This window comes from Bradyrhizobium sp. 63_E2_N1_3, from assembly GCF_052076005.1.
Taxonomy (GTDB): Bacteria; Pseudomonadota; Alphaproteobacteria; order Rhizobiales; family Xanthobacteraceae; genus Bradyrhizobium; species Bradyrhizobium barranii.
On the sequence record NZ_CP197235.1, the window covers coordinates 735983 to 761272 of the forward strand.

Here is a 25290-nt window from a genome sequence, read left to right on the forward strand (position 1 = left end):
CTTGCGCGTGCGCTGCACACATAGATGAGTGCATCGCACGCGACTAAAAAGGCGGCGGTTGCAAATCAAATATTCTTCGCAACAGCGCCAGCCTCGACTAAATACAAACGCCCGGCTCGACGCCGGGCGTTTTGTTCTTGATGTCCGTCAAACCAACCGCATAATCCGCATCTAAAACGATCACTCAGAAACGTCCGCAGAGTCCAAGGGAAGGAATACGATATGGCACGTGTTGCACTGGTGACGGGTGGTACGCGGGGCATCGGAGCTGCGATCAGCAAGGCGCTGAAAGCGGCCGGCTACAAGGTCGCGGCGAGCTATGCCGGCAATGATGCGGCGGCGGAGAAGTTCAAGGCCGAGACCGGCATCGCCGTCTACAAATGGGACGTCAGCAATTTCGATGCCTGCGCCGAAGGCGTGAAGAAGGTCGAGGCCGAGCTCGGCCCCGTCGACGTGCTCGTCAACAACGCCGGCATCACCCGCGACACCGCCTTCCACAAGATGACGCTCGAGCAGTGGAACGCCGTCATCAACACCAATCTCGGCTCGCTGTTCAACATGACGCGCCAGGTCATCGAGGGCATGCGCGCGCGCAAGTTCGGCCGCGTCATCTCGATCTCGTCGATCAACGGCCAGAAGGGGCAGTTCGGCCAGGTCAACTATTCTGCAGCAAAGGCCGGCGACATCGGCTTCACCAAGGCGCTCGCGATCGAGAACGCCAAGGGCGGCATTACCGTCAACGCGATCGCACCGGGCTACATCAACACCGAGATGGTGCAGGCGGTGCCGAAGGACGTGCTGGAGAAGAATGTCATTCCGCAGATCCCGGTCAATCGTCTTGGCGAACCGGAGGAGATCGCCCGCGCGGTGGTGTTCCTCGCCGCCGACGAGGCCGGCTTCATCACCGGCTCGACGCTGACCATCAATGGCGGCCAGTATCACGCCTGATATGGCGTCAAGCCTGTAGATTCAGGCGCGACAAGGCGATAGTGAAGACGAAATGCCCGGCCTCGTGCCGGGCATCATCGTCCTCAGGGCCTTTCGATTGATGACCCCGCGCACAGCCACACTGATCGGATTGACCGCGATCCTGATGTGGTCGCTGCTATCCGTGATGACGGTGGCGACCGGAAAGATTCCGGCGTTCCAGCTCGCCGCCATGACGTTCGCGATCGGCGGTCTCGTCGGCCTCCTCACCTGGGTCGGCCGTGGCGATGCGGCGAGGAGCTTGCGTCAGCCGCTGGTCGTGTGGGTCGTCGGCGTCGGTGGCCTGTTCGGCTATCACGCACTGTATTTCCTGGCGCTGCGCTTTGCGCCGCCGGCCGAAGCCGGTCTTTTGAATTACATGTGGCCGCTCCTGATCGTGCTGTTCTCGTCGTTCCTGCCGGGCGAGCGGCTTGCGGTGCATCACATCATTGGTGCCGTGCTCGGCCTCGTCGGCACCGTGCTGCTGTTCGCCGGGAGCACCTCCGGCTTCGCGCCGGGCCAGCTGCCGGGATTGATTGCGGCGTTCATCGCGGCGTTCGTCTGGGCGGCCTATTCGGTGTTGTCGCGGCGATTGAAGGCGGTGCCGACCGATGCGGTCGCGGGCTTCTGCCTTGCCACCGCCGCGCTTGCCGCGCTGATGCATGGTCTGCTTGAAACCACGGTGTGGCCGGAGACGACGCTGCAATGGCTCTCCGTGGCCGCTCTCGGCATCGGCCCCGTCGGCGCCGCGTTCTACGCCTGGGACATCGGTATGAAGCGCGGCGACATCCGCGTGCTCGGCGCCGCATCCTATGCGACGCCGCTGCTCTCGACCGGATTCCTCATCGCCGCCGGTTTTGCAAAAGCCAGCGCGAACATCGCCATCGCCGCGATCCTGATCGCCGGCGGCGGCCTGATCGCGGCGAAGGATATGGTGCTGCGGAAGCGGTGACAGTTGTTGTCGGGCTCGCTGCCATGCGGCGCCAGGGAATGACAGTGCGCCTTACGGCTCCCAGTCCTTCGGCGCGAGCTCGAATTTTGCGAACTCGAATGCGGGCGCCACGGTGCAACCGACCAGCGTCCACTCTCCCATGCTCTCCGCCGTCTGCCAGGCATTCGCCGGCACGATTCCCTGCGGCCGTTCGCCGCTCACAAGGTCCGTGCCGAGCCGCACCTCGTGTTGCGAGCAGCCTTCATGCGCGATGCGCAGCGTCAGCGGGCTGCCGGCGTAGTAGTGCCAGGTCTCCACGGCGTCGATGCGATGCCAATGCGAGCGTTCGCCGCGCGCGAGCAGGAAATAAATGAGGGTCGAGCGCGACCGGCCGTTAGGGTCCGTGGTCTGGTCGCGAAACGTCTCGCGGTAGTGGCCGCCTTCGGGATGCGGGCGGAGTTCGAGGCGTGCGATGATCTCGGCTGCGGTCGGCATCGATCCCCGTCAGGATTTCTTCTTCAGGATTTGTTCTTGCGCTCGCGCAGTTCGCCAAACACCGCGGCAGCGTCCGCGCCCTTCATGTGTAGCCTGGTTGCGACCGATGGTTCATCAGCACGCAGGAACACGTTTGCTCGCTTCTCGTCACCAAGCAGTGATGGAATGGTTGGCCTATTCTCGGCCCGCAGCTTCGCCACTTCCGCCGCGCGTGCCTGGAGCGCCACATTGTCGGGGTCGATGGTGAGCGCGAACTTGACGTTGGACGCGGTGTATTCGTGCCCGCAATAGAGCTTGAAGTCGTCAGGCAGCGCCCGCAGCTTCAGAAGCGAGTCCCACATCATCGGGTAGTCGCCTTCGAACACGCGGCCGCAGCCGATCGAGAACAACGTGTCGGCCGCGAACAGCGTCTTCTCATTGTCGAACACGTAGGAGATGTGGTCGAGCGTGTGGCCGGGCGTCTCCAGAACGCGCCCCAGCAAGCTGCCGACCTTGACGATGTCGGCATTGGCGACGCGCAGGTCGACGTTGGCGATCTCAGTCGTCTTGTCATGCGGCGCGACGACGCGGCAATTGTATTTCTGCTTGAGTTCGGCGACCCCGCCGACATGATCGCCATGATGATGGGTGATCAGGATGTCGGTGAGCTGCCAGCCCTCGCGCTCAAGCGCCTTCAGGATGGGGCCGGCCTCCGGCGCGTCGATCGACGCCGTCGCCTTGGTTTCCACATCGTGGATCAGATAACCGAAATTGTCGTTTAAACAGGTGAAAGTACGAATTTCGGCGGCCATGTCATCTCCATCGCGCTCAGCCCCGCAGACAAATATGGCGTTAACGTTGCGCAGGCAATGCAATATTCCGGGCGCGGGAGCCGCCTCGTGCATGTTACATTGCCGTCATGACCATTGATGTCGTCGACCTCCGCGAGTTCTACTCCCGTCGCCTCGGGATTGTGGCGCGGCAAATGATCAATCGCGGCATCAGGGAGCGCTGGCCGACCGCCGCGGGCCAGCGTGTGCTCGGCATCGGCTATCCCACCCCTTATCTCGGCCTGTTCCGCGAGGACGCGGAGCGCTGCATCGCCTTCATGCCGTCGGCGCAGGGCGTCTTGAAATGGCCGACGGGCCGGCCGGCGCTGGCCTCGCTGGTCGATGAATTCTCGCTGCCGCTTCCTGACGCCGCGGTCGACCGGATCCTGCTAATTCATGCGCTGGAGATGTCGGACGATCCGGCCGCGCTCTTGCGCGAGGTGTGGCGGGTGCTGTCGCCCTCCGGCCGCGTGATCGCGGTGATCCCGAACCGGCGCGGGGTATGGACCCGCACCGACAGCACGCCGTTCGGTCACGGCCGGCCCTATTCGCGCTCGCAGATCACCGACCTGTTGCGCCAGACCTGGTTCACGCCGACCGCCTGGGGCGAGGCGCTGTTCATGCCGCCCTATGCCGGCGGCTGGGTGCTGAAATCGGCGCAGGTGTGGGAGCGTGCGGGCGCGGCGCTGTCGCTGCCCTTTGCCGGCGTGCACATTGTCGAGGCGACCAAGCAGGTCTATCGCGCGATCCCCGCCAAGCGCGAGCGCGCGCGGCTGATTCCCTCGTTGAAGCCGGTGCTGGTGCCGTCCTCGACGGTGACGCGCACTTGAAAACAAATCGTCCCGGCGCGAGGCCGGGACGATTGCAGATCAGAAGAAGCTTACTCGCCGGAGGCGACTTCGTCGCTGGAGCCGGCCGGAGCCGCCTCGCGCTCGGGGCGCGGGCCGTGCGGCCGGCGGCGCCGCCGCGGAAAGCGTTCGCCGCCACCGCCGCCTTCCAGGCCGCCCTGACCGCCATTCGCGGCACTATTCACTTGCGGCTGTGCGCCGGTGATGAAGGAGGGCAGGCGATCGACGCTGCCGGCGTCGGCAACGACGGGCTGCGGCTGGTTCAGCGGCAGCGGCTGCGGCTGATATTGCGGCTGCGCACGATGGTCGCGTTCGCGATGTTCGCGGGGCTGCTGGTTGTCGCGCTGATAGGGCTGCTGGCCGTCACGCGGCTGATGATCACGCTGGTGATCGCGCTGGCCGTCGCGGTCGCGCATGAAGGGCTGTTGCTGCTGCGGCGGCTGCGGGACGAAGCCCGGCTCCTGGCCGAAATTCGAGAAATTCTCGCCGTCGTCCTCGCTGTCGTCGCCGCTGTTGCTGACGGGCTCGTCGCCGCGCGGCTGCTGGTTCTGGCGGAACTGTTCCTGGGCTGCCGCGATCAGGCGGAAATAATGCTCGGCGTGCTGGTAGTAGTTCTCGGCGGCGACCGGGTCGCCGGAAGAGCGCGCATCGCGCGCGAGCTGAAGATATTTTTCGGCGATGTGCGAAGCCGTGCCGCGGATCTTGATGTCGGGTCCGTTCGATTCGTAAACCCGGGTCATCGGGTTCTGGCCGCGCCGGTTGTTGTTGTTATTATTATTGTTATTGCGGTTGCGCATCCGCTGCTTGTTCTGACCGTTTCTCATGTCCTGCCTTTAATTCCAGCCCTAAAGGTTGCACGCATTACTGATTGCTCGGAGTGACCTGATGACAGCGGTTCACATCTCTCATGCGCACCGCGCGCAAGAGCGGCTTGAACCCTGCCGATGTCCGTCGACCGTCGCGTTCAACAAAGACGCGTTCCCCACCCGCCAGCATCCATTGCCAGCGAACCCATTCATATCGCCTGCCGAAACAAGCCCAGCTTTGTTGCGTAAGTCTTCAAGCGCAATATCAGGCTTTCGTTCACTTTGCGGTCGGAGAGCAGCGCAGCTCCAATGGCCATCGCGCTCAACAGGACCTGCGGCTTGGAACCTTTAAATCAGTAAAGCTCTCGCCCGAGAGCCCGGCTTTTGCCCGTAGGTCTACGGGGCCGGCACCGATGTGTTGACCGGAACGTAGTCGTTCCCAAGGGATATTCCAAGAGGTTTTTTGCAACCCAATCCGGCTTTTATGGGGGCATTTTTCGGGCCGAAACCGCCCGCGGGATGCCCGCCAAATCGGCCTTGGGCGGCCTGTCCACAGACAACGCGGCGGCCGTCATCAAGGTTTCAATATCGCGGGCCTGCCCTTGCCCCGCCTCGACGATCAACGCCCCGCCGGGGGCGAGCCGCTCGGCCGCCTGCGGGATCAGGGCGCGGTAGGCGTCATAGCCGTCATTGCCGCCGTCGAGCGCCAGATGCGGATCGTGCTCGCGCACATCGAGGCTCAGTTTCGGAATTTCCCCTGAGGGAATATAGGGCGGATTCGACACGATGAGATCGAACGGGCCGCGCAGCGCCGCCGCATAGGAGCAGGCGACGAAGCCGGAACGATCGGCGAGGCCCAGTGCTGCGGCATTGCTCCGCGCGGTGTCGAGCGCGGAGAGGCTGAGATCGGTTCCGACACCGAAGGCATCGGGAATTTCGTGCAGCAGCGCGAGCAGGATCGCGCCGGATCCAGTGCCGATATCCGCGATTCGCGGGCGCTGCCCCGATATCGCGGCCTCCCGAAAGATTTCCAGTGCCAGTTCGACCACGGTCTCGGTGTCCGGCCGCGGCACCAGCGTCGCTTCGGACAGTTGGAACGGCAGGCCCCAGAATTCGCGCGCGCCGAGAATGCGGGCGACCGGCTCATGCGCGAGCCGGCGCTGCGCATAGGCTTCGAGCCGCGCGGCCTCTTCGGGCGTGAGCTGGCGCGCCGCCTGCGTGACGATGCCGGTCAAATCAAGCCTCAGCGCGGCTCCGACGAGCAGGCGCGCGTCGAGGGCGGGCTCTTCGATGCCGGCCGATTGCAGCCGCGCCGCAAGCGCGCGCCGCGCACTCTCGATGCTGTGTCCGGAATCGAAACCTGTCGCCAATGGAGCCATCCTGCCTGGTATCGTGGATAGATCGGCGGCATTGCTTGCGTCAACGGAAAGGAGCGCGTCTGATCGCATCTCGCAGCCAGCGAGGGATCCATGGCGGCTTACGACGATCAGAACGTCTTCGCAAAGATCCTGCGCGGCGAGATTCCCTGCTTCGAGGTTTTCAGCGACGACCGCAGCCTCGCCTTCCTCGACATCATGCCGCGCTCGCCCGGACACACGCTGGTCATCCCCCGGGCGCCGGCGCGTGGCATCCTCGACATCGCGGATGACGATCTCGCCGCGGTCGCCCGAACCGGCAAACGGATCGCGATTGCAGCGATGAAGGCGTTCGACGCCGAGGGTATCATCCTGCAGCAGTTCAGTGAACCGGCGAGCGGGCAGGTGGTCTTCCACCTGCACATGCACGTCATGCCGGTCAGGGCCGGAATCGAGCTGCTGCCGGCGCAGACGCGCAAGGAAGACATGGCCGTGCTCGCGGCTCACGCCAAGCGGATGATTGCGGCGCTTGGCAGTTGATCGAGATAGCGCTGCAGCAAGACCGTAGGACGGGTAGAGCTGTTGCGAAACCCATCATCGAGACAAACTCGAAATCGACTGGCGCAGCTTCGCTCCACCGAAACTGCGAGCCAGCGATCTTTCATCGAACCTTCATCAGTTCCTGTTCAGCGGGCGGGGTCGAAGGGGAGAGCCAATCGGACATTCGAGCGCGGCACGATCCCAGCGTCCGACATCAGCTGCTGCCTGATAGGTGGTTTGCAGAAACGCCATGAGCGTGGCCTCTGGCTCGCTGGATTTTCGCACAAGGTCGTAGGGCAGGAGATATTCGCCGAGCTTCCGATCGAAGTATGCGCCCGCCGGCATGACCTGTCCGTCAGCAAAGCCATTCGGGGTGGGGTAGGCATAGGAGTAGAAAGCCGCAAAGTCTGTGCCACCTCCGCCCGGCCAAAAGCCGGCGGACGAGACCTCATCGCTATAGGCCTCGCGTGTCACGACGTCCGGCAAACCCGGGACGCCACCCGGGTGAAGCGGAGCGGAACGCCCAGAGAAGCGCGTCACCGCGAGATCGAAGCTGCCCCAGAAGAGATGGACCGGACTGACTTTCCCGATGAATCCCGTCCGAAACCGATAGAACACTCCGCTGATCGCGACGAGGGCGCGGAAGAACCGCGTCACGGCGTCTGCGTCATAGGGCCTGATCTGGCGGTCCTCCGTGAACGGGATCGGATCCGGGACCTCACTGGGCCGACCGTCAAATTCTGGTGTTCCGCCGAGATGTTCTACCAAATCACAGAACCGGGCGTGAAATTCGGCGACGGACATTCGCCCGAGCGGCATTTCCGCCCTGCGCCCATCAGCTGCTTCTCCGATCAGGACGTGATGGGAGAGATCGAAGACGATCTCGATACCTGATGCGTCTGGAATCAGCGAAGTCGTGAGCCCGCGTGCATTCACGTAGAAGGTCGCGTGCCAGGAATGGTTGACCCACGGCGTTCTCGCGAGCCGATACTTGCCGACAATCTGGCAATACAGATGAAGCGCGGAACAGGTTTCGCGCCATGCCTCGAAGGGAATCTCCGGCCAGATCGCGCTCATAGCGTCTCCTCCCTCAGGTTCGGTTCGGCTTGGCAAGACCTCACCTCGGCTAAAGGCGACCCTGTGTCCGCTTTGGGCCCAAGGCGACATTCCGGGGGCGAGGCCGCATGCTGCGCCCTCGAAAGCAGATATCCCGGAGTTTAGGGGGACTCGACCTAGACGCCAAGGTATCGCTGCAGCAGCTCCGGCTGGACCTTGAGCTCCTGCGCCGGTCCCTCGTGCACGATGTGGCCGTTGTTGATGATGTAGATCCGCGTCGCCAGCGCCAGCGTCGCTGCCAGATTCTGCTCGACCAGCACGATGGTCTGGCCGGCGGCCGCGAGCTCGCGGCAGGCCTTGACCAGATCGTGGACGATGACGGGCGCGAGCCCCTCGAACGGCTCGTCCAGCAGCACGATCTTGGGATCGCGCACCAGCGCCCGGGCGATCGCGAGCATCTGCTGTTCGCCGCCGGAGAGCTCGGTGCCGCGGTTGTTGCGCCGCTCCTTCAGCCGCGGAAACATCTCGTAGACGCGCTCGAGCGGCCAGCGCTTCGGTGCGGTGATCCCGGCGAGGACGATGTTCTCCTCCACCGACAAGCTGCCGAAGATCCGGCGCTCCTCGTGCACGAGCTGCATGCCGGCCTGCGCGATTCTGTGGCTCTTGCGTCCGGCGATATCGATGCCGTCGAACTTCACGCTGCCGCTGCGGGGCGTCACGACGCCCATCAGGCTCTTGAGCGTCGTGCTCTTGCCGGCGCCGTTCCTCCCGAGCAGCGCCACCACCTCGTGCCGCTCGACGCGCATGGCGACGTCGAACAGGATGTGGGAGTCCCCGTAGTAGCTGTTCAGGCCGTTGACCTCGATCAGGCTCATGCGGCGATCTCTCCGTGAACGCCGCCGAGATAGGCTTCCTGCACCGCGGCGTTGGTCCTGATTTCCTCCGGTGTGCCGTCCAGCAGCACCTTGCCCTCCTGGAGCACCGTCACGCGCTCGACCAGCTCGAACAGCGAATCCATGTCGTGGTCGATGATGATCATGGTGCGCCCGCGCGCGATCGATTTGAGCAGCTTGACGGTCTCGACCCGTTCGCGCGGGCTCATGCCCGCGAGCGGCTCGTCGAGCAGCAGCAGGCGCGGCGAGGTGGCGAGCGCAAGCCCGATCTCCAGCCGGCGCTTCTCGCCATAGGCGAGCTCGGATACCGGCGTATCGGCGCGGCGGGTCAAATTGACCAGGGCAAGCGTGTGCTCGACCTGCTCCGTCAGGCCCTTCACGCCCGAGAGCTTGCGGAACAGGTCGAGCCGAAATTTGCCGCGCAGCTCGGCGAGTGCTGCGATCGTCAGGTTCTGCCGCACCGTGAGGCCCGTGAAGAGCTGGTTGACTTGGTAGCTCTTGGTGAGTCCGAGCTGGCAAACCTCGGTGACCTTCAATCCCGTGATGTCGCGGCCCTCGAACACGATCCGGCCGGAGGTCGGCGCGATCTCGCAGGTCAGCATCTTGAAGAAGGTCGATTTGCCGGCGCCGTTGGGCCCGATGATGCCGCGCAGCTCGCCCTGATTGACGCTGAAATCGATGTCGCTGTTGGCGACGAGACCGCCATAGCGCTTGGTCAGGCCGGTGGCTTTCAGGATCGGCCCGGAATAGGCGGGATGCGCGACCTCCCTGGCCTGCATCGGTGCAGGCGGAGCTTGCTGTGGCGTCTCGATCTCGGCCTCCACCTCCGTCTCCGCAGCCTTCCGCGCTCGCTTGCCGGACACGAGGCCGTAGAGATCGACGAGGCCGCCCACAATGCCGCCGCGCAGGAAGCAGACCAGCACCACGAACACGACGCCCAGCACGAGCTTCCAGGCCGCCCCGAGGCCCAGCGCGGACTGGAGGAAATCCTGAAGGAAGAGCCAAACTGTTGCGCCGACCAGCGGTCCGAACAGCGTGCCGCGGCCGCCAATGGCGGTCTGCATCACGAGCTGGCCCGAGGTGTCGAAAGTGAAGGCGTCAGGCGGCATGAAGGCCTGCAATACGCCGAGCAGGCCGCCGGCGAAGCCCGCATAGGCCGCAGCGATCACGAAGGCGGTCAACTTGTAGCCGTGGATGTTGTGGCCGACGGCGGTGGCGCGCAGCGGATTGTCCCGGATCGCGCTGAAGATGGCGCCGACCGGCGAGCGGACGATCCTGAGCGCGATGATGACGCCGATGAAGTAGCACAGCGCGATGAACTGATAGAGCGACCAGCCATTGGTGAAGTGGATGGTGGTGAAACCGAGATTGAAGCTCGGTGTCGGCACGCCCGGCAGGCCGTTCTCGCCGCCGGTGAAATCCGAGAGCGGATTGAACTCGACGAAGAAGAACACCTCCGCGATCGCCACCGTGATCATGGCGAAATAGATGCCGGTGCGGCGCAGCGCGATCAGGCCGATCAGGTAGCCGGTCGCCGCCGCCGCGATCATGCCGATGATCAGCGCGCCCAGCACGTTGCCGAAGCCCGCGCGGGTCAGGAGGTAGGCCGCGACAAAGCCGCCGGTGCCGTAGAAGGCGGACTGGCCGAACGACAGCAGGCCGGTGAATCCGAACAGGATGTCGAAGCCGAGACCGAACAGGCCCCAGACCAGAATCCGGTTCACGGTGTTCGGGGCGAAGCCGAGATGAGGCAGCACGAAAGGGGCTGCGATCAAACCGATCGCGGTCAGGGTCTCGATCAGGAACGGGCGTTGCTTGAGCATCAGGAAATCGCTTACTCGCGGCCCTGGACGCCGAGCAGGCCATGCGGTCGCACCACGAGCACGAGCGTCATCGCCGCAAACAGCATCACATAGGCGTAGCCGGGGTTGAACATGGAGGTGACGCTGATGATCTCGCCGGCGATCAGGCCGCCGAGGATCGCGCCCGGAAACGAGCCGACGCCGCCGATCACCACCACCACGAAGGTCTGGACCAGGATGTCGTCACCGATGCCCGGTGTCAGCGACACCACCGGCGCATTGACGATGCCGGCAAATCCGGCGGCCATCGCGCCGATGCCGAACACGACCATGAAGACGCGGTAGACGTTGATGCCGAGCGAATCGACCATCACCGAATCCTCGATGCCGGCGCGCACGATCATGCCGAGCCGGGTCCGGTACAGGACGATGAACAGTGCGCCGAGGGCGACCGCGACGATGCCGACGACGGCGAGGCGGTAGGTCGGATAGAACATGAAGCCGAGATTGGTGATGCCCTGGAACAGGGCCGGCGGCGGCACCAGCTGCGACTGGCTCGAGAAGATCAGGCGCACGAGCTCGACGAAACAGATGCCGAGCCCGAAGGTCACGAGCAGCTGATCCTCGTGCGGGCGATGATAGAAATGGCGGATGATGACGCGTTCCATCGCGACGCCGAGCAGCATCACGAACAGCGAGCCCGCGATGACGGCGATGATGAAGGACTCCGTGTACTGGTAGGCGACGAAGCCGGCATAGCCGCCGATCATGAACATCGCGCCATGCGCGAGGTTGAGCACGCCGAGCGTGCCGTAGATGATGGTCAGGCCGGAGCTGATCAGCGCGAGCAGGGCGCCGAGCGCGAGCCCGTTGAAAAGCTGCGAAACGAGGTTGGGCCAACTGATCATGCGACAATCGCCGTTGTGACGCGCGATGGTGCGCGTCAGAAAAAGGTGACGCCGCAGGACCAGAGTGCAGCCCGCGGCGTCACAGGGGTTAGCGCGGGCTCAGCTGTAATCGCCGGGATGGCAGCCGAACGCGTCCGGCTTCTGCATCAGGCCTTCACCGGGGACGATCTCGACGACGTCGTACCAGTCTTCCTTGCTCTTCATGTCCTTCTGCTGCTTGCCCTTCACGATGATCACCGGGCGGACGCATTGGTGATCCTCGGGGCGGTAATGCACGTCGCCGACCAGGGAGGGGATCGTCTCGCCCTTCTCGTAGGCCTTGATCACGTCGGGCGGATTGAAGCTGCCGGCCTGCTCGCACATGTGGGCCCAGTGCGCGAAGCTGACATAGGCGTTCTCGGCGCCCCATTCGGGCTTGTAGCCGTACTTCTTCTCGAAGGCCTCGTTGAACATCTTGGCGAGCGGGAACTTGTCCTCGATCGTCCACCAATAGTCGGTGGCGGCGTACACGCCCTGCATCAGGCCGCCGGTCTCGCGTGCGATGAAGGGCACCTGGTAGGGGACGACCAGCTTCATCTTGTCGAGCACGCCGAACTGCTTGGCCTGCTGGGTCGACAGTACCGCGTCGTGGCCCCAGTTGACGTTGATGAGCACGTCGGCGCCGGAATTCGCGACGTTCAGCAGATATGAGGAGTAGTCGGGCGCGCCGAGCGGTGCGACCTGGTTGGTCACCGTCGTCCAGCCCGCGGTCGCGAGGAAGTCCTGCATCGACTTGGTGACGGTGTGGCCGTAGGTGTAATCGGGCGTCAGGTAGGCGGCCTTCTTGTTCTTGCCGAACTCCCTCACCATCACCGGGCCGATCGCCGCGGCGGCGGTCTGGCCGAAGAAATTCTGGCGGAAGCCGTAGCGAACGCAGTCCTTGCCGGTGGTGTCGTTCGAGCCGGAAATGCCGCACACGAACAGCACGTGTTCGCGCTGCGCGAGCTTGTTGAGCGCGACCGCGACGGCGCTCGACGTGCCGCCGGTGATCATGATCGCCTTGTTCTCGCTGATGAAGCGCTGCTGCGCCTGCACCGCCTCGTTCGGCTTGGCCGCGGAATCCGCGACGCCGAACTTCAGCTCCTTGCCGAGCACGCCCTTGCTGGTCTTCGGCGAAATCTTCTTGATCAGGTCGTGGCCGCTGTTGATGTGCTCGATCGCGAGCTGGTAGCCCTTGAGCTCGTCCTCGCCCTGCACGGCATAGGTGCCGGTGCGCGGGACCGAGATTCCGATGAACGCGGTGGAACCCGAAACGCCGGCGGGATACGAGCCGATCGCCGGCTTGTCCTCGGCAAAGGCCGGCGTCGCGGGCAGCATCGAGCCGCCGATGAGGCTAGCTGTGGTCTGGAGCAGGCCACGGCGCGAGAGGCCGCGGCGGATGAGATCGTCAGTCATGGTCGTTTCCTCCGAACATCGTTCTTGTTTGCAGGCGCAAGCACGACCTGTCCGGCGCCAGCCGGCCTCGCTGGCCTGCTGCGCCGGGCACGTCACATCCGCGTGTAGCTCTTGGCCCTAAGCATTGCTCGTGAAGTCCTTCTGTCAATTTCGTCTTTGGTCGAACGACGAAAATTATCACGTGAAAACATATCGGATCACGATATATATTAGTCTTTGTGAGTACGAGGCTGGCGGGTTCGGCGAGAGAAATGGCGCGGCAGACGACAGTGGCGAGTGCCCGGAAGCGACGATCCTGGCCGCAGGAGGCGGAGCGGCCGGAGGCCGCGTGGCCCGCGGGGGAGGGCAGCGACCAGCGCGCGGCGCCGCAGTCGGGCGATGCCTCCCGCGTGTCCGAGCCGTGCAGCCGGTCAGCCGGCCGGCGCGGACCCGTCGTCGGCTCCGTCCAGGCCAAGGTCCAGGCCAAGCGCGCGCCCGGCCCGATGCAGAAGCTGAGCGTGCGCGCGCAGAATGTTCTGAAGGAGCTTGCGGTGGAGCTCACCGGCGAACAGCCGCCGAAGGGGAATTGGCTGCCGTCGCGCGAGTTGCTGCTCGCGCTGACGGCCGAGCGCTTTGCGACCACGCGCAACTGCGGTCCTCACACGATGCGGGAGATCGTGGATTGGGCCCAGGGCTGCGGCGTGACCATCAAGCCGGTGATACCGCCCGGCGGCTCGCTGTCGCAGATGTGGGCGGAGTTGATTGCCAATGCGTCGGCCGGGGCCTTGACCAGCGCCGAGATCGCCAGCGCGCTCCAGCGCTCGATCAGGCGAAAGAGCGTTCGCATCCCGATCGCGTTTCAGGTCATCCTGGTGAAGATCCTGCTCTCCAGTTTCGAATAGCCCCCGATATTTGTGCATCCGCGGCGCCGCTCGGTTGGTTCCGCCGGTCCTTCCTTGCTAGTCTCGGCAGCGCCCGCCCGCTTCATCGGTGGGCTCGACGTCGCAGGCAGGAATGACTCAATCGAAGCGGAAGACGACGCGTCCCGCGTCCGCGGCGCCCTCAAAGGGCGGCGCGATGCGCGAGGCCGACTATGCGGCGCTCGCACAGTTCCGCTATCAGCTCCGGACCTTCCTGGCGTTCAGCGAAGCCGCGGCCCAGAGTGCCGGCTTGACGCCGCAGCAGCATCAGGCGCTGCTGGCGATCAAGGGGCTGGCCGCCCCTGACGGCGCAAGCGTCGGCGACATCGCGCGCTTCCTCCTGATCCGGCACCATACCGCGGTGGAGCTGGTGGATCGCATGGCGAAGCTGAAGCTGATCGGCCGGGAAGCCGATCCGCAGGACGCAAGACGCGTCCTGGTCAGGCTGACGGCCAAGGGCGAGCAGAAGCTGCGATCGCTCTCGCGCATTCACCTGGACGAGCTGGGTGCCGCCGCGCCCGCCCTGGCCAGGATCCTGCGATCGTTCCGGGCCAAAGCGCGCTGAGGCGCGGTTCAGGCGGCTGCGCCTTGCGCGGCGAGCTGTGCGGCCTGATGCTCGGTGGTCAGCGCGTCGGTCAATTCGCCGAGCGCTTCGCCGGCGATCACCTGCGGCAGCTTGTAGAGCGTCAGGTTGATGCGATGATCGGTGACGCGTCCTTGCGGGAAATTGTAGGTGCGGATGCGCTCGCTGCGGTCGCCGGAGCCGACCTTCTCCTTGCGTTCGGCCGAGCGTGCGGCGTCGAGGCGCTGCTGTTCGGCATCGTAGATGCGCGAGCGCAGAATGTTCATGGCGGAGGCGCGGTTCTTATGCTGTGAGCGGCTGTCCTGCATCATCACCACGATGCCGGTCGGGATGTGGGTGATGCGGATCGCCGATTCGGTCTTGTTGACGTGCTGGCCGCCGGCGCCCTGCGCCCGCATGGTCTCGATCCGCAGATCGTCGTTCTTGATGTCGACGTCGACCTCCTCGACCTCCGGCATCACGGCGACGGTAGCGGCGGAGGTGTGGATGCGTCCCTGCGTTTCGGTGTCCGGCACGCGCTGCACCCGGTGCACACCGGATTCGAATTTCAGCTTCGAGAACGCGCCGCGGCCCTGCACCTCCGCGATGATTTCCTTGTAGCCGCCGACGGTGCCTTCGCTGGCCGAGATCACCTCGACCTTCCAGCCCTGCAAGGCCGCGAAGCGCTCGTACATCCGGAACAGATCGCCGGCGAACAGCGAGGCCTCGTCGCCGCCGGTGCCGGCGCGGATTTCCAGCACCACGTTGCGGTCGTCCATGGCGTCCTTGGGCAGCAGCGCGACGCGAATCTTCTGGACCAGCTCTTCGATTTTAGGCGTCAGCTCGTCGCGCTCGGCTTCAGCCATGCCGCGCATCTCGGAATCCGTCGCGGGATCGGCGATCAGCGCCTCGGTGTCGGCGAGTTCTTTGACCGCAGAACGATACGCCTTCACCGCCTCGATCAGCGGGGTGAGCTCGGCGAGCTCGCGGGTGATCTGCACGTAGCGTTCGGAGGCGAGCTGGCCGAGCGATTCGGCCTCGAGCGAGGCGTGATGCGCGAGCAGGACGTCCAGTTTGGCTTCGGGGAGTGACGACATCGGTTCAGTCTCAAATGGCGGAAGAGGGCGAGGCGGCGGGAGGGGGCGACAGGCCCGCTACAACGCCAGGCCTTCGGCCTCGGCAAATTCCGTCAGCTTCTGCCGGATCGAGACGCTGCCGGAGGGCGCGTCCAGCAGCGGGCCGAGCATCGCTTCGGCCTTCTTCGCGTCGAGATCGATGACCATCGCCTTGACCGGACCGAGCGCGGTCGCCGAGAGCGACAGCGAACGATAGCCCATCGCGATCAGCGCCAGTGCGCCGATCGGCTTGGAGGCCATCTCGCCGCAGAGCGATAACGACTTCTTTGCATCGTTCGACTTCCGCGCGATCTCGCGCAGCACGCGCAGGATCGGCGCCGACATCGTGTCGAAGCGCTCGGAGACTTTCGCATTGCCGCGATCGACCGCGAACAGGAACTGGAACAGATCGTTGGAGCCGACCGAGATGAAGTCGACCTTCTTCAGGAGCTCGTCGAGCTGGTAGAGCAGGGCGGGCACCTCGACCATGGTGCCGATGTCGATCCGCTCCGGCAGGGTGTGGCCGTGCTGGCGCAGATAAGTCAGCTCGCGCTCGACCAGCGCCTTCGCCGAATCGAATTCGGCGACCTCCGAGATCATCGGGAACATGATGCGCAGCGCGCGGCCGCCGCCGGCGCGCAGCAGCGCGCGGATCTGGCCGCGCAGCAGGCCGGGGCGATCGAGGCCGAGCCGGATCGCGCGCCAGCCGAGTGCGGGATTCTCCTCGATCACCGCTTCCATGTAAGGCAGTGCCTTGTCGCCACCGATGTCGAGGGTGCGGAAGGTGACGGGCTTGGTGCCCGCGGCATCCAGCACCGTGCGATAGAGCGCGAGCTGGTCGCTGGTGCGCGGCAGGCTCTGCCCCACCATGAATTGCAGCTCGGTGCGGAACAGGCCGATGCCGGCGCTGCCGGTGTCCTCGATATGCGGCAGGTCGATCGCAAGACCTGCGTTGATCATCAGCTCGACCTTCTGCCCGTCCTTGGTGACGCAGGGACGGTCGCGCAGCGCGAGGTATTGCGCCTGGCGGCGGGCGCGGAAGCGCACGCGTTCGGCGAAGGCGGCTTCGACCTCCTGCGACGGGCGCACATAGATCGAGCCCGAGGTGCCGTCGACGATGATGGCGTCGCCGGGATCGGCGATGCCCGGCGCGTTCGGGACTTCGCCGACCGCGGGGATGCCGAGCGCGCGGGCCACGATCGAGACGTGGGAGTTGGCGGTGCCTTCCTCCAGCACGATGCCGCGCAGGCGCTTGCGGTCGTAGTCGAGCAGCGCCGCCGGGCCCATTGCGCGCGCGATGACAATGGCATTGTCGGGCAGTTGCTCGCGTGAGGGCGCGTGGTCCTGGCCGACCAGCTGCCGCATCAGGCGGTAGCCGAGATCCTCGAGATCGTGCAGCCGGTCACGCAAATAGGGATCGGTGGAGCGCAGCATCCGCGCGCGGGTGTCGGACTGCACGCGCTCGACGGCGGCTTCCGCCGTGAGGCCGGTGGCGACCGCCTCATGCAGCTTGTGCGACCAGCCCTGGTCGTTGGCGAACATGCGGTAGGCTTCCAGCACCTCGCGGTGCTCGCCGCCCTCGGCAACGTCGCCACGCTCCAGCATGCGGTCGAGATCGGCGCGCAGCTTGGCGAGCGCGGTGTCGAGCCGCTTGATCTCCTTCGGCAGATCCTCGGCGATGTAGTCCTTGATGACGACGCGCGGCTCGTGCAGCACGACATGGCCGAGCGCGATGCCTTCCGAGAGGATGGCGCCGACCTTCTGCGCCGAATGGCGCGCGGCCGGCTCCTGGCCCGGCTGGGCCAGCGCAGACAATTCGCCGGAGGCGATCAGCTCCGCCAGCACCATCGCGGTGGTCTGGAGCGCCTCGAGCTCCTCCTCGACATAATTGCGCTTGGCGCGGTTCTGCACCACCAGCACGCCGAGCGTGTTGCCGGCGCGCAGGATCGGCACGCCGAGGAAGGAGTGATAGATTTCTTCGCCGGTCTCCGGGCGGAACGAGAAGGCCGGGTGGCTTTGCGCGTCGCTGAGATTGAGCGGGGTCGCCTCGCTGGCGACGAGGCCGACCAGGCCCTCATGGGCGCTCAGCACGGTGTGGTGCACCGCCTCGCGGTTGAGGCCTTCGGTGGCGTAGAGCTCGAGCGTGTTGTCAATGCGCAGCACATAGACCGAGCACACCTCGGCCACCATATTGGCGGCGATCAGCACCACGATCTTGTCCAGCCGCTCCTGGGCCGAGACCTGCTCCGCCATGGTTTCGCGGAGCCGTCTCAACAAGACGCGGGGACCTCCCGACGCGCTCCGCATGAACCGTCAATCTCCTCCGTCTGCCTGGCCCGGCGGTATCGGCCGGCGGCTGGCCCAAAATTCCAGAAAAACAACCAAATTGTTCGTCCGGCGCAGGCACAAACACAAATCTACTCAAGATTTAGCGCTTGCACCGAATCAGCGCCGCCTGAACTGGGACACAGTCTGCGGCAGCCCACCCTGTTCGCCGTATAGCGAATTGAGGCTTGTTTTGCCAAGCAAAACGCCTGCCAAACGCGAAGGTGTGTACACCTTCGCGTTTGCTGCGACCGCTAAGAGAAAATTCGTCTAGGCCTGATCGAGACCGTAGAGCGTGTGCAGGGTGCGTACTGCGAGCTCGGTATAGGCGGTGTCGATCAAAACCGAGAATTTGATCTCGGAGGTTGTGATGGCCCGGATGTTGATATTCCGTCCGGCGAGGGCCGAAAACGCCTGGGCGGCGACGCCGGCATGGCTGCGCATGCCGCTGCCGATTACCGATATCTTGGCGACGTCGGTGGCGGTATCGAGCCGGGCATAGCCGATCTTGCCTTTGGCGGCCGTGATCGTGTCCTTGGCACGGGTGTAGTCGGCCGCCGGCACCGTGAAGGTGAGATCGGTGGTCTTGCCGTCCTCGGAGACGTTCTGCACGATCATGTCGACGTTGATGTTGGCATCCGCCAGCGGGCCGAAGATCGACGCTGCCACGCCGGGCTTGTCCTCGATCTGGCGTACCGAGATCTGGGCCTCGTCCTTCGAAAAGGCAATGCCGGTGACGACGTGGCTTTCCATGATCTCCTCCTCGCTGCAGATCAGCGTGCCGGGCGGCTGGTTGGCATGCGGGTCGATATCCTCGGGCTTGTCGAAGCTCGAGCGGACGAAGATCGGCATGTTGTGGACCATGCCGAGTTCCACCGAGCGGACCTGGAGCACTTTTGCGCCCTGGGAGGCCAGTTCCAGCATGTCTTCGAACGCGATCTTGTCGAGGCGGCGGGCCTTCGGCACGGTTCGCGGGTCGGTGGTGTAGACGCCGTCGACGTCGGTGTAGATGTCGCAGCGGTCGGCCTTGACGGCGGCGGCGATCGCCACGGCCGAGGTATCGGAGCCGCCGCGGCCGAGCGTGGTGATGCGATTGGTCTCGGGATTGATGCCCTGGAAGCCGGCGATGACCGCGACCTCCTTGCGCTCCCGGAAGCGCTTGATGATCTCGCTGCCGTCGATGTCCTCGATCCGGGCCGAGGCATGGGCGTCGCTGGTCTTGATCGGGATCTGCCAGCCCTGCCAGGAGCGGGCCTGGATGCCCATGCCCTGAAGCACGATGGCGAGCAGGCCCGACGTCACCTGTTCGCCGGAGGCGACGACGGCGTCGTATTCGCGCGCGTCGTGCATCGGCGAGGCCTCGGTGCACCAGGCCACCAGCTCGTTGGTTTTACCGGACATCGCCGAGACGACCACGGCCACTTCATGGCCGGCGTCGACCTCACGCTTCACATGGCGTGCGACGTTGCGGATACGTTCGATATTGGCGACGGACGTGCCGCCGAATTTCATCACGAGGCGGCTCATGACGACGCGTGCATTCCCTCATAAGGATCAGTATGGTGACCCGCACCGGACGGGTGCGGGCGGACACCGACCGCGCGTATACATAGCGGCGGGGCCGGGGGCAAGCGGGTTCCTGCGGGGGCAGGGTAAGGTCCGACCTAAGGTCGGGCTTGGGGGTATGGGTTAACCGAGATCATGGCGCGTTATATCGACGAGATCCTGCAACCGGGCGAGCGGGTGCTGTATTCGACCAATGCGCACTGGATCTTCCATGTCCCGGCGATGATGGCCTGGATCGCGGCTCTGGCCCTGTACGTGGCCTCCCGCCTGATCGACGTCTACAGCGTGATGATTCTGTGCCTGTTCGGCTCCGGTCTGGTGGCGCTGGTTGCCCTTTACTCGACAGTCAAGGCTTGGTTCCATCGCTGGACCACCGAGATCGACGTGACCAATCTGCGGGTTGTGCACAAGACCGGGTTCATTACCCGGAAGACCTTCGAGATGAGCCTCGACAAGGTAGAGAGCGTCGACGTTGATCAGTCGATTCTTGGACGTATTCTCAACTATGGAAACGTGACGATCCGCGGTGTGGGTGAAGGTCGCGAGATCATTGATACAATCGCCTCGCCGCTCGCCTTCCGTAGTTCGATCACCACGCGGTAGGACCGCGCCTAACCATGAGCATGCAGCAAAATACTTCCGCAACCGCAAGCCCGCAGCCGGGCTCGACCGCCGACGCCGCCGAGATCGCGAAATTCTCGAAACTTTCGGCCGAGTGGTGGGACCCCAACGGCAAGATGGCCCCGCTGCACCGGATCAACCCGCTGCGGCTCGGCTATATCCGCGACGCCGCCTGCCGCAAGTTCGAGCGCAACGTGCGCAGCCTCAACTGCCTCGGCGGCCTGCGCGTGCTCGACATCGGCTGCGGTGCCGGCCTGTTGTGCGAGCCGCTGTCGCGCCTCGGTGCCCAGGTCATCGGCGTCGATCCCTCGGTCAGCAACATCGCCGCCGCGAAGCTGCATGCCGACAAGAGCCATCTGTCGATTGATTACCGCTGCACCACGGTCGAGGAGATCGACCCGCGCGAGCGCTTCGACATCGTGCTGGCGATGGAAGTGGTCGAGCACGTCGTCGATGTCGGCGTTTTCCTCAAGCGCTGCGCGGCGCTGCTGAAGCCGAACGGGCTGATGGTGGTCTCGACGCTGAACCGGAACTGGAAGAGCTTTGCGCTCGCCATCGTCGGCGCCGAATACGTCCTGCGCTGGCTGCCGCGCGGCACCCACGAATGGAACAAGTTCGTCACCCCCGACGAGCTGACGAAGTATCTTTTGGACAACCGTCTCGTCATCACCGAGCAGACCGGCGTCGTCTACTCACCCTTCGCCGACAAATGGACCCTCTCCTCCGACATGGACGTGAACTACATGGTCGTGGCGGAAGGGATGGTGTGAGGGGTACGCGAGGCGCGAGCATCGCACCCATGACGTGGGCGTGATTGACCTGCTTCGCCGCTAGCGGCAGGTTGGCCACGGCTTCCCCTCCTACCGCTCCCACCCGCATGTTCACCATCGCCAGCCTCTGGATTCCCTTCACCGTCATTGCTGCGCTAGGCCAGGTCGCGCGCAATGCGATGCAGCGGTCGCTGACGAAGCCGCTGGGGACCTGGGGCGCGACCAATATCCGCTTCCTGTTCGGTTTCCCGTTCTCGCTGCTGTTTCTGGGAGTGGTGCTGATCGCTACCGGCGATCACCTCGGCATGCCGCCGACCGTGTTCTGGCCGTGGCTGCTGCTCGGGGCGCTCAGCCAGATCGTCGCCACCGGGCTGATGCTGCTCGCGATGAACGATCGCTCCTTCGTGGTGACGACGGCGTACCTGAAGACCGAGGCGATCCAGACCGCGATTTTCGGCTTCGTCTTCCTCGGCGATCACCTGACCTGGCTGAAGGTGCTGGCGATCGTGATCGCGACTGTCGGCGTTGTCATCACGGCCCTGCGGCCCGGCGGCGAGAAGAGCTTTGCCGAGCTGAAGCCGACCATCACCGGTCTCGTCGCGGCTGCGGCGTTCGCGTTGTCAGCGGTCGGTTTTCGCGGCGCGATCATCAACGTGCCTGATGTCTCCTTCGTGACGGCGGCGTCGTTCACGCTGGTGCTCGGTCTGTTCGTGCAGACGCTGGTGCTGACGATCTATCTGCTCTGGCGCGCGCCAAAGGTGCTCCAGTCGATCCTGGGATTGTGGAAGCCGTCGCTGCTCGCCGGCTTCATGGGCGCGTTCGCCTCGCAATTCTGGTTCCTGGCCTTCGCGCTGACGGCCGCCGCCAATGTCCGCACGCTCGCTTTGATCGAGGTGCTGTTCGCGCAAGGCGTGGCGTATTACTCGTTCAATCAGCCGATCGCGCCGCGCGAGATTTTTGGTATCGCGTTGATCGTCGTTGGCGTTGCGGTGCTGGTGGGGGCCTAGTTCCTATCTTCCGGCAGCGTCGGCAGCGGCGACACCTCGATGCCTTCGTCGATCAACGACTTTGCCTCGTCGGGCGAAGCCTCGCCATAGATCGGACGGTGCTCCTTGTCGCCGTAATGCATCGCGCGGGCTTCGTTCGCAAAACGCTCGCCGACATTGTCGGCGTTCTTGACGATGTGATCGCGCAGCTCCTTGAGCTTGGCGCGCAACTCGCGCTCCTGCGCCATCATCAGCGAGGTCGGTCCCGACGGCGCGGCCTCGGGCGCAGGCGTTGAAGCCGGCTCCGGCGGCGGCGTCGCCCGTCCGCGGCCCTTCTTGCCGATGATCCGCGGGGCCATGATCGCCTTCTCGACCTTGGCCGAGCCGCAGATCGGGCAAGTCACGAGCTTGCGCTTCACCTGCGAATCATAAGCCGACGAGCTCTGGAACCAGCTTTCGAATGCGTGGCTTCGGTCGCAGTGGAGCGCGTAGCGGATCATGCCGATCCCCGCACGAGGTGGAGATGGTCCGGCCCGGCCTTGGGATCGGCGACGCCGAAGCGGCGGCCGTGCTGGAGCGAGGGGATCGCGCGGCGGGCGGTCTCGACCTTGGCCGGGTCGATCTTGGCCATGATGATCCCGGGCTCGACGTCACCCTCGGCGAGGATCTCGCCCCAGGGGTCGATGATCAGCGAGTGGCCATACGTCTCGCGCTTGTTCTCGTGCAGGCCGGCCTGCGCGGCAGCGAAGATGAAGCAGCCGGTCTCGATTGCGCGCGAGCGCAGCAGGATGTGCCAGTGCGCCTCACCGGTCTTGCGGGTGAAGGCCGAGGGCACGGTGATGAAATACGCACCGCTCTCGGCCAGCGCGCGGTAGAGCGCGGGGAAGCGCACGTCGTAGCAGATCGTCAACCCGACCCGGCCCCAGGGCAGGTCGGAGATCACGGCAGTCTCGCCCGGCTGGTAGTTGGCGGATTCGCGATAGCTCTCGCCGTCCGGCAACTCGATGTCGAACATGTGGATCTTGTCGTAGCTCGCGAGCACACTGCCCTCGGGCCCGATCAGGAAAGAGCGGTTGACCGCTTTTTCGTCCGAGTAGCGCAGCGCCAGCGATCCGACATGAATGTGAATTCCGAGTTCCGCCGCGAGCGCGCGATAGGCCTTCAGCGAGGTGTCGTCCTCTTCGCTCTGGAGGTGCTCGAACAACGCCTTTCGGTTGAGCTGCATCATGTTGCTGACTTCGGGCGTCTGCACGTAGTCGGCGCCGTTGGCGGCAGCCTGCCGGATCAGCCTGGTGGCCTGCGCGAGGCTCGGCTCGGGCATCAGGCCGGTGCGCATCTGGATCATCGCGGCGGTGAAGGTGCGATCCTGGCTCATGACACCGCCTTTACGCTTTCGAGCAGGCCGTCGAGCTTGCCCTCGCGGTCGAGCGCATAGAGCTCGTCGCAACCGCCGACATGGGTTCCGCCGATCCAGATCTGCGGGAAAGTCGAGCCCCCGCCGGCGCGGTCGTACATCTCTTCGCGCCAGGACGGGTTCCTGGCGATGTCGAACTCCGTGAAGGTTGCCTTCTTGCGGGTCAGCAGCGATTTGGCGGCGGAACAATAGCCACAGCCCGGCCTGGTGTAGATTTCGACAGCGTCGGTCATGTCGTGTGGCGCTCTCATGTCATGAAGTCATTGAATTATATGGGACGGGGGCCGCTCTCGACAACCCGGGCGAAGACCAGCACGTCCACCTGGGCCGCCTTGGCGCGCAACAAGGCCCGCGCGCAGGCGTCCAGCGTCGCCCCCGAGGTCAGGACATCGTCGATCAGGACGATGCGGCGGCCCTGGATTTCCGCCTGGCGGTCGGGGGATACCTGGAATGCGCCCTGCACATTGGTGGCGCGCTGGGTCCGCGACAGGCCGATCTGCTGCTCGGTGGCGCGCACCCGGCGCAGCACTTCGCCGCGCACCCTGACACCGCTCTGCCGCGCGATGACGTGCGCCAGCGCCCCGGACTGGTTGTAGCGGCGCCGCCACGCCCGGCGCCAATGCAGGGGAACGGGCACCAGCATGTCGGCTCCGGTGAGCAGTTCGGCGCCCGCGCGCGCCATCCAGCGGCCCATGGCCGGTGCCAGATCGGTGCGGTCCTGGTATTTCAGCGCATGCACCAGGGTGCGCGCGACGTCGTCATAGCGCACCGCCGCGCGTGCGCGCGTGTACGCCGGCGGGCTGGCGATCGCCTCCATCGACAGCATCTCGGGGCCGGGATCGTAGACGAAGGGAATGCCGAGGCGCGGGCAATAGGGCCGTTCGATGAACGACAGCCGCGCCCAGCAGGCCGCGCAGACGCCCTCGCCATCGACCGGCTCCCGGCAGGACACGCACAGCGTAGGCAGCGCAATGTCGAGCGCGAGCCGTGCGGCGCGTGACAGCACGTGGCGGCCGGCCGTCCACGCGGCACGCAACGGCGCGGCGATGGAGCGGGTGGGGGCGGCGTCGGCTTCCATGGGGGCAGGCTAGCGTTATGGGAAGAGCCGCTCAAGCGACTGAATCGGTCTCGTGCCCCGGACGCAGCGCAGCGCTCCCGGCGATGCGAAGCATCGTCCGGTGCGGTGCGCTGCAGAGCCGGGGCCCATCTCACCGCATCGTGCGGTGGTGCCTTCTGGGTCCCGGCTCTGCGCAGCAGCGCTAAGAGCGCTGCTGCGCGTCCGGGACACGAGAGAGGAGATTGCCATGGCGGTCGTGATCGGCGTAACCAGCGGCATGGCCCAGAACCCGCAAACCCCGCCCGCTCTGTTCGATCGCGCATTGCTGCATGCGCGGCAGCGGCGCGCACATGCGCAGGGCGAGGTGACATTCCTGCTCGATCGTGTTGCAGAGGACATGACCGACCGGCTGGCCGCCGTGATGCGGGAGTTTCACGCTGCGGCCGATCTCTGGACGCCCGGAGAGGGGCTCACGGGGCCGCCATCACTTCGGCGGATCGCGCTCGACGAAGCGGGCGCGGAAAAACTGCCCTTTGCCCCGGAAAGTCTCGACCTCGTCGTCTCGGCGCTGGCGCTGCAATTCGTCAACGACCTGCCGGGGGTGCTTGCGCAGGTGCGGCGTGCGCTGAAGCCGGACGGATTGCTGCTCGCAGCGATGATCGGCGGCGACAGTTTAACGGAGCTGCGGCAGGCATTTGCCGCGGCGGAGGCCGAATGCGACGGCGGCGTGTCGCCGCGCGTGGCCCCGTTCGCGGATTTGCGCGACATCGGCGCGCTGTTGCAGCGGGCGGGCTTTGCACTTCCGGTCACCGATGTTGACCGCGTGGTGGTGCGCTACGCCAATGCGTTTGCGCTGATGCAGGATCTCCGCCGCATGGGCGCGGCCAATGTGCTGATCGAGCGGCGGCGCACGCCGACGCCCCGCGCGACGCTGCTGCGGATGGCCGAAATCTACGCCGAACGCTTTGCGGATGCCGACGGCCGCATCCGTGCGACATTCGACATCATCTGGCTCTCCGGCTGGGCCCCGCATGCGAGCCAGCAGCAGCCGCTGAAGCCGGGGTCGGCCAAGGCGAGCCTGGCGGAGGCGGTGAAGAAGGCGGGGAAGGAGTGATCCTCATGGTGAGGAGGC

General features: G+C 65.2%; 26 protein-coding genes. 10 read left to right on the forward strand and 16 right to left on the reverse strand.

Going from position 1 to position 25290, the window contains the following annotated elements:
• The first annotated feature begins 222 nt into the window (after window positions 1-222).
• Window positions 223-948, forward strand: coding sequence for an acetoacetyl-CoA reductase (gene phbB, locus AB7531_RS03365; RefSeq protein ID WP_028149509.1), 726 nt, complete (start codon window positions 223-225; stop codon window positions 946-948).
• A gap of 100 nt (window positions 949-1048) precedes the next feature.
• A complete protein-coding gene (yddG, locus tag AB7531_RS03370; protein WP_063986018.1) occupies window positions 1049-1918 on the forward strand; it encodes an aromatic amino acid exporter YddG in 870 nt (289 codons plus the stop codon).
• Between the two features lie 51 nt (window positions 1919-1969).
• Here the strand turns inward: yddG and AB7531_RS03375 are convergent, their stop codons facing one another.
• Window positions 1970-2392: a cupin domain-containing protein gene (locus tag AB7531_RS03375; RefSeq protein ID WP_063980559.1), complete on the reverse strand. Its 423-nt coding sequence runs from the start codon at window positions 2390-2392 to the stop codon at window positions 1970-1972.
• 23 nt (window positions 2393-2415) lie between these two features.
• On the reverse strand, window positions 2416-3183 hold the full coding sequence (gene gloB, locus AB7531_RS03380; RefSeq protein ID WP_063980560.1) for a hydroxyacylglutathione hydrolase: 768 nt from the start codon (window positions 3181-3183) through the stop codon (window positions 2416-2418).
• Between the two features lie 107 nt (window positions 3184-3290).
• On the opposite strand from gloB, the gene AB7531_RS03385 reads away from it, so the two are divergent.
• Window positions 3291-4031, forward strand: a complete 741-nt coding sequence (locus AB7531_RS03385; RefSeq protein WP_014490441.1) for a class I SAM-dependent methyltransferase — start codon at window positions 3291-3293, stop codon at window positions 4029-4031.
• Window positions 4032-4081: 50 nt separating this feature from the next.
• On the opposite strand, the gene AB7531_RS03390 is transcribed toward AB7531_RS03385, so the two are convergent.
• Window positions 4082-4873 (reverse strand): DUF4167 domain-containing protein, encoded by a 792-nt coding sequence (locus tag AB7531_RS03390; RefSeq protein ID WP_441279895.1) that lies wholly within the window; start codon window positions 4871-4873, stop codon window positions 4082-4084.
• 464 nt (window positions 4874-5337) lie between these two features.
• Entirely contained in the window at window positions 5338-6234 is an 897-nt protein-coding gene (gene prmC / locus AB7531_RS03395; protein ID WP_187387883.1) for a peptide chain release factor N(5)-glutamine methyltransferase, read from the reverse strand.
• A 90-nt stretch (window positions 6235-6324) separates the two neighbouring features.
• On the opposite strand from prmC, the gene AB7531_RS03400 reads away from it, so the two are divergent.
• Window positions 6325-6750 (forward strand): HIT family protein, encoded by a 426-nt coding sequence (locus AB7531_RS03400; RefSeq protein WP_063980563.1) that lies wholly within the window; start codon window positions 6325-6327, stop codon window positions 6748-6750.
• A gap of 135 nt (window positions 6751-6885) precedes the next feature.
• Here AB7531_RS03400 and AB7531_RS03405 read toward each other — a convergent pair whose 3' ends face one another.
• The 5 genes from AB7531_RS03405 to AB7531_RS03425 all read right to left on the reverse strand — a co-directional run bounded on the left by AB7531_RS03405 (window position 6886) and on the right by AB7531_RS03425 (window position 12843).
• Window positions 6886-7827 carry a DUF5996 family protein gene (locus tag AB7531_RS03405; protein ID WP_441279896.1) on the reverse strand — a complete coding sequence of 314 codons (942 nt, stop codon included), beginning with the start codon at window positions 7825-7827 and terminating at the stop codon, window positions 6886-6888.
• Window positions 7828-7982: 155 nt separating this feature from the next.
• Window positions 7983-8681, reverse strand: coding sequence for an ABC transporter ATP-binding protein (locus tag AB7531_RS03410; protein ID WP_063980565.1), 699 nt, complete (start codon window positions 8679-8681; stop codon window positions 7983-7985).
• Window positions 8678-10522 (reverse strand): branched-chain amino acid ABC transporter ATP-binding protein/permease, encoded by a 1845-nt coding sequence (locus AB7531_RS03415; RefSeq protein ID WP_063980566.1) that lies wholly within the window; start codon window positions 10520-10522, stop codon window positions 8678-8680. The genes AB7531_RS03410 and AB7531_RS03415 overlap by 4 nt, the downstream gene beginning before the upstream one ends.
• Window positions 10523-10533: 11 nt before the next feature.
• Window positions 10534-11409: a branched-chain amino acid ABC transporter permease gene (locus AB7531_RS03420; RefSeq protein ID WP_014490434.1), complete on the reverse strand. Its 876-nt coding sequence runs from the start codon at window positions 11407-11409 to the stop codon at window positions 10534-10536.
• 99 nt (window positions 11410-11508) lie between these two features.
• Entirely contained in the window at window positions 11509-12843 is a 1335-nt protein-coding gene (locus AB7531_RS03425) for a substrate-binding protein (protein ID WP_063980567.1), read from the reverse strand.
• 251 nt (window positions 12844-13094) lie between these two features.
• Between AB7531_RS03425 and AB7531_RS03430 the strand changes: the two genes are divergently transcribed.
• Together AB7531_RS03430 and AB7531_RS03435 are read left to right on the forward strand one after the other, a co-directional pair.
• Entirely contained in the window at window positions 13095-13724 is a 630-nt protein-coding gene (locus tag AB7531_RS03430) for a hypothetical protein (protein WP_441279897.1), read from the forward strand.
• A gap of 112 nt (window positions 13725-13836) precedes the next feature.
• Window positions 13837-14307: a MarR family winged helix-turn-helix transcriptional regulator gene (locus AB7531_RS03435; RefSeq protein WP_063980568.1), complete on the forward strand. Its 471-nt coding sequence runs from the start codon at window positions 13837-13839 to the stop codon at window positions 14305-14307.
• Window positions 14308-14315: 8 nt separating this feature from the next.
• Here AB7531_RS03435 and prfA read toward each other — a convergent pair whose 3' ends face one another.
• The 3 genes from prfA to AB7531_RS03450 all read right to left on the reverse strand — a co-directional run bounded on the left by prfA (window position 14316) and on the right by AB7531_RS03450 (window position 19271).
• Entirely contained in the window at window positions 14316-15401 is a 1086-nt protein-coding gene (prfA, locus tag AB7531_RS03440; protein WP_063980569.1) for a peptide chain release factor 1, read from the reverse strand.
• Window positions 15402-15458: 57 nt separating this feature from the next.
• Window positions 15459-17726 carry a phosphoenolpyruvate--protein phosphotransferase gene (gene ptsP, locus AB7531_RS03445; RefSeq protein WP_063980570.1) on the reverse strand — a complete coding sequence of 756 codons (2268 nt, stop codon included), beginning with the start codon at window positions 17724-17726 and terminating at the stop codon, window positions 15459-15461.
• A 288-nt stretch (window positions 17727-18014) separates the two neighbouring features.
• Window positions 18015-19271 (reverse strand): aspartate kinase, encoded by a 1257-nt coding sequence (locus tag AB7531_RS03450; RefSeq protein WP_441279898.1) that lies wholly within the window; start codon window positions 19269-19271, stop codon window positions 18015-18017.
• Window positions 19272-19445: 174 nt separating this feature from the next.
• Between AB7531_RS03450 and AB7531_RS03455 the strand changes: the two genes are divergently transcribed.
• The 3 genes from AB7531_RS03455 (at window position 19446) to AB7531_RS03465 (ending at window position 21708) form a co-directional block, all read left to right on the forward strand.
• Window positions 19446-19913 (forward strand): PH domain-containing protein, encoded by a 468-nt coding sequence (locus AB7531_RS03455; RefSeq protein WP_063980572.1) that lies wholly within the window; start codon window positions 19446-19448, stop codon window positions 19911-19913.
• Window positions 19914-19927: 14 nt separating this feature from the next.
• Complete coding sequence (gene ubiG / locus AB7531_RS03460; RefSeq protein ID WP_063980573.1) at window positions 19928-20701, forward strand: bifunctional 2-polyprenyl-6-hydroxyphenol methylase/3-demethylubiquinol 3-O-methyltransferase UbiG; 774 nt, start codon at window positions 19928-19930, stop codon at window positions 20699-20701.
• Between the two features lie 107 nt (window positions 20702-20808).
• Complete coding sequence (locus tag AB7531_RS03465) at window positions 20809-21708, forward strand: EamA family transporter (protein ID WP_063980574.1); 900 nt, start codon at window positions 20809-20811, stop codon at window positions 21706-21708.
• Here the strand turns inward: AB7531_RS03465 and AB7531_RS03470 are convergent.
• Genes AB7531_RS03470 through AB7531_RS03485 form a run of 4 tightly spaced genes read right to left on the reverse strand, consistent with a single transcriptional unit; the run spans window position 21705 to window position 24179 of the window.
• Window positions 21705-22187, reverse strand: a complete 483-nt coding sequence (locus AB7531_RS03470) for a DUF1178 family protein (protein ID WP_063980575.1) — start codon at window positions 22185-22187, stop codon at window positions 21705-21707. The two genes, AB7531_RS03465 and AB7531_RS03470, sit on opposite strands and share 4 nt — an antisense overlap.
• The gene (locus AB7531_RS03475; protein ID WP_063980576.1) at window positions 22184-23062 is read right to left on the reverse strand and encodes a carbon-nitrogen hydrolase family protein; all 879 of its coding nucleotides are present in this window, start codon (window positions 23060-23062) and stop codon (window positions 22184-22186) included. The genes AB7531_RS03470 and AB7531_RS03475 overlap by 4 nt, the downstream gene beginning before the upstream one ends.
• The gene (gene grxC, locus AB7531_RS03480; RefSeq protein ID WP_063980577.1) at window positions 23059-23334 is read right to left on the reverse strand and encodes a glutaredoxin 3; all 276 of its coding nucleotides are present in this window, start codon (window positions 23332-23334) and stop codon (window positions 23059-23061) included. The genes AB7531_RS03475 and grxC overlap by 4 nt, the downstream gene beginning before the upstream one ends.
• Window positions 23335-23369: 35 nt before the next feature.
• Window positions 23370-24179, reverse strand: coding sequence for a ComF family protein (locus AB7531_RS03485; protein ID WP_063980578.1), 810 nt, complete (start codon window positions 24177-24179; stop codon window positions 23370-23372).
• A 226-nt stretch (window positions 24180-24405) separates the two neighbouring features.
• Between AB7531_RS03485 and AB7531_RS03490 the strand changes: the two genes are divergently transcribed.
• Entirely contained in the window at window positions 24406-25272 is an 867-nt protein-coding gene (locus tag AB7531_RS03490; RefSeq protein WP_063980579.1) for a methyltransferase domain-containing protein, read from the forward strand.
• Window positions 25273-25290: the final 18 nt, after the last annotated feature.

What these genes read in the sequence shown, in the direction of transcription:
- AB7531_RS03385 (WP_014490441.1), top strand. Translation starts at nt 3,291, where the DNA reads ATGACCATTGATGTCGTCGACCTCCGCGAGTTCTACTCCCGTCGCCTC.
- AB7531_RS03410 (WP_063980565.1), bottom strand. Translation starts at nt 8,681, where the DNA reads ATGAGCCTGATCGAGGTCAACGGCCTGAACAGCTACTACGGGGACTCC.
- AB7531_RS03390 (WP_441279895.1), bottom strand. Translation starts at nt 4,873, where the DNA reads ATGAGAAACGGTCAGAACAAGCAGCGGATGCGCAACCGCAATAACAAT.
- AB7531_RS03470 (WP_063980575.1), bottom strand. Translation starts at nt 22,187, where the DNA reads ATGATCCGCTACGCGCTCCACTGCGACCGAAGCCACGCATTCGAAAGC.
- ptsP (WP_063980570.1), bottom strand. Translation starts at nt 17,726, where the DNA reads ATGCGGAGCGCGTCGGGAGGTCCCCGCGTCTTGTTGAGACGGCTCCGC.
- prfA (WP_063980569.1), bottom strand. Translation starts at nt 15,401, where the DNA reads ATGTCGTCACTCCCCGAAGCCAAACTGGACGTCCTGCTCGCGCATCAC.
- yddG (WP_063986018.1), top strand. Translation starts at nt 1,049, where the DNA reads ATGACCCCGCGCACAGCCACACTGATCGGATTGACCGCGATCCTGATG.
- grxC (WP_063980577.1), bottom strand. Translation starts at nt 23,334, where the DNA reads ATGACCGACGCTGTCGAAATCTACACCAGGCCGGGCTGTGGCTATTGT.
- AB7531_RS03425 (WP_063980567.1), bottom strand. Translation starts at nt 12,843, where the DNA reads ATGACTGACGATCTCATCCGCCGCGGCCTCTCGCGCCGTGGCCTGCTC.
- gloB (WP_063980560.1), bottom strand. Translation starts at nt 3,183, where the DNA reads ATGGCCGCCGAAATTCGTACTTTCACCTGTTTAAACGACAATTTCGGT.
- AB7531_RS03465 (WP_063980574.1), top strand. Translation starts at nt 20,809, where the DNA reads ATGTTCACCATCGCCAGCCTCTGGATTCCCTTCACCGTCATTGCTGCG.
- AB7531_RS03375 (WP_063980559.1), bottom strand. Translation starts at nt 2,392, where the DNA reads ATGCCGACCGCAGCCGAGATCATCGCACGCCTCGAACTCCGCCCGCAT.
- AB7531_RS03400 (WP_063980563.1), top strand. Translation starts at nt 6,325, where the DNA reads ATGGCGGCTTACGACGATCAGAACGTCTTCGCAAAGATCCTGCGCGGC.
- phbB (WP_028149509.1), top strand. Translation starts at nt 223, where the DNA reads ATGGCACGTGTTGCACTGGTGACGGGTGGTACGCGGGGCATCGGAGCT.
- AB7531_RS03405 (WP_441279896.1), bottom strand. Translation starts at nt 7,827, where the DNA reads ATGAGCGCGATCTGGCCGGAGATTCCCTTCGAGGCATGGCGCGAAACC.
- AB7531_RS03420 (WP_014490434.1), bottom strand. Translation starts at nt 11,409, where the DNA reads ATGATCAGTTGGCCCAACCTCGTTTCGCAGCTTTTCAACGGGCTCGCG.
- AB7531_RS03430 (WP_441279897.1), top strand. Translation starts at nt 13,095, where the DNA reads ATGGCGCGGCAGACGACAGTGGCGAGTGCCCGGAAGCGACGATCCTGG.
- AB7531_RS03435 (WP_063980568.1), top strand. Translation starts at nt 13,837, where the DNA reads ATGACTCAATCGAAGCGGAAGACGACGCGTCCCGCGTCCGCGGCGCCC.
- AB7531_RS03450 (WP_441279898.1), bottom strand. Translation starts at nt 19,271, where the DNA reads ATGAGCCGCCTCGTGATGAAATTCGGCGGCACGTCCGTCGCCAATATC.
- ubiG (WP_063980573.1), top strand. Translation starts at nt 19,928, where the DNA reads ATGAGCATGCAGCAAAATACTTCCGCAACCGCAAGCCCGCAGCCGGGC.
- AB7531_RS03415 (WP_063980566.1), bottom strand. Translation starts at nt 10,522, where the DNA reads ATGCTCAAGCAACGCCCGTTCCTGATCGAGACCCTGACCGCGATCGGT.
- AB7531_RS03490 (WP_063980579.1), top strand. Translation starts at nt 24,406, where the DNA reads ATGGCGGTCGTGATCGGCGTAACCAGCGGCATGGCCCAGAACCCGCAA.
- AB7531_RS03455 (WP_063980572.1), top strand. Translation starts at nt 19,446, where the DNA reads ATGGCGCGTTATATCGACGAGATCCTGCAACCGGGCGAGCGGGTGCTG.
- AB7531_RS03485 (WP_063980578.1), bottom strand. Translation starts at nt 24,179, where the DNA reads ATGGAAGCCGACGCCGCCCCCACCCGCTCCATCGCCGCGCCGTTGCGT.
- prmC (WP_187387883.1), bottom strand. Translation starts at nt 6,234, where the DNA reads ATGGCTCCATTGGCGACAGGTTTCGATTCCGGACACAGCATCGAGAGT.
- AB7531_RS03475 (WP_063980576.1), bottom strand. Translation starts at nt 23,062, where the DNA reads ATGAGCCAGGATCGCACCTTCACCGCCGCGATGATCCAGATGCGCACC.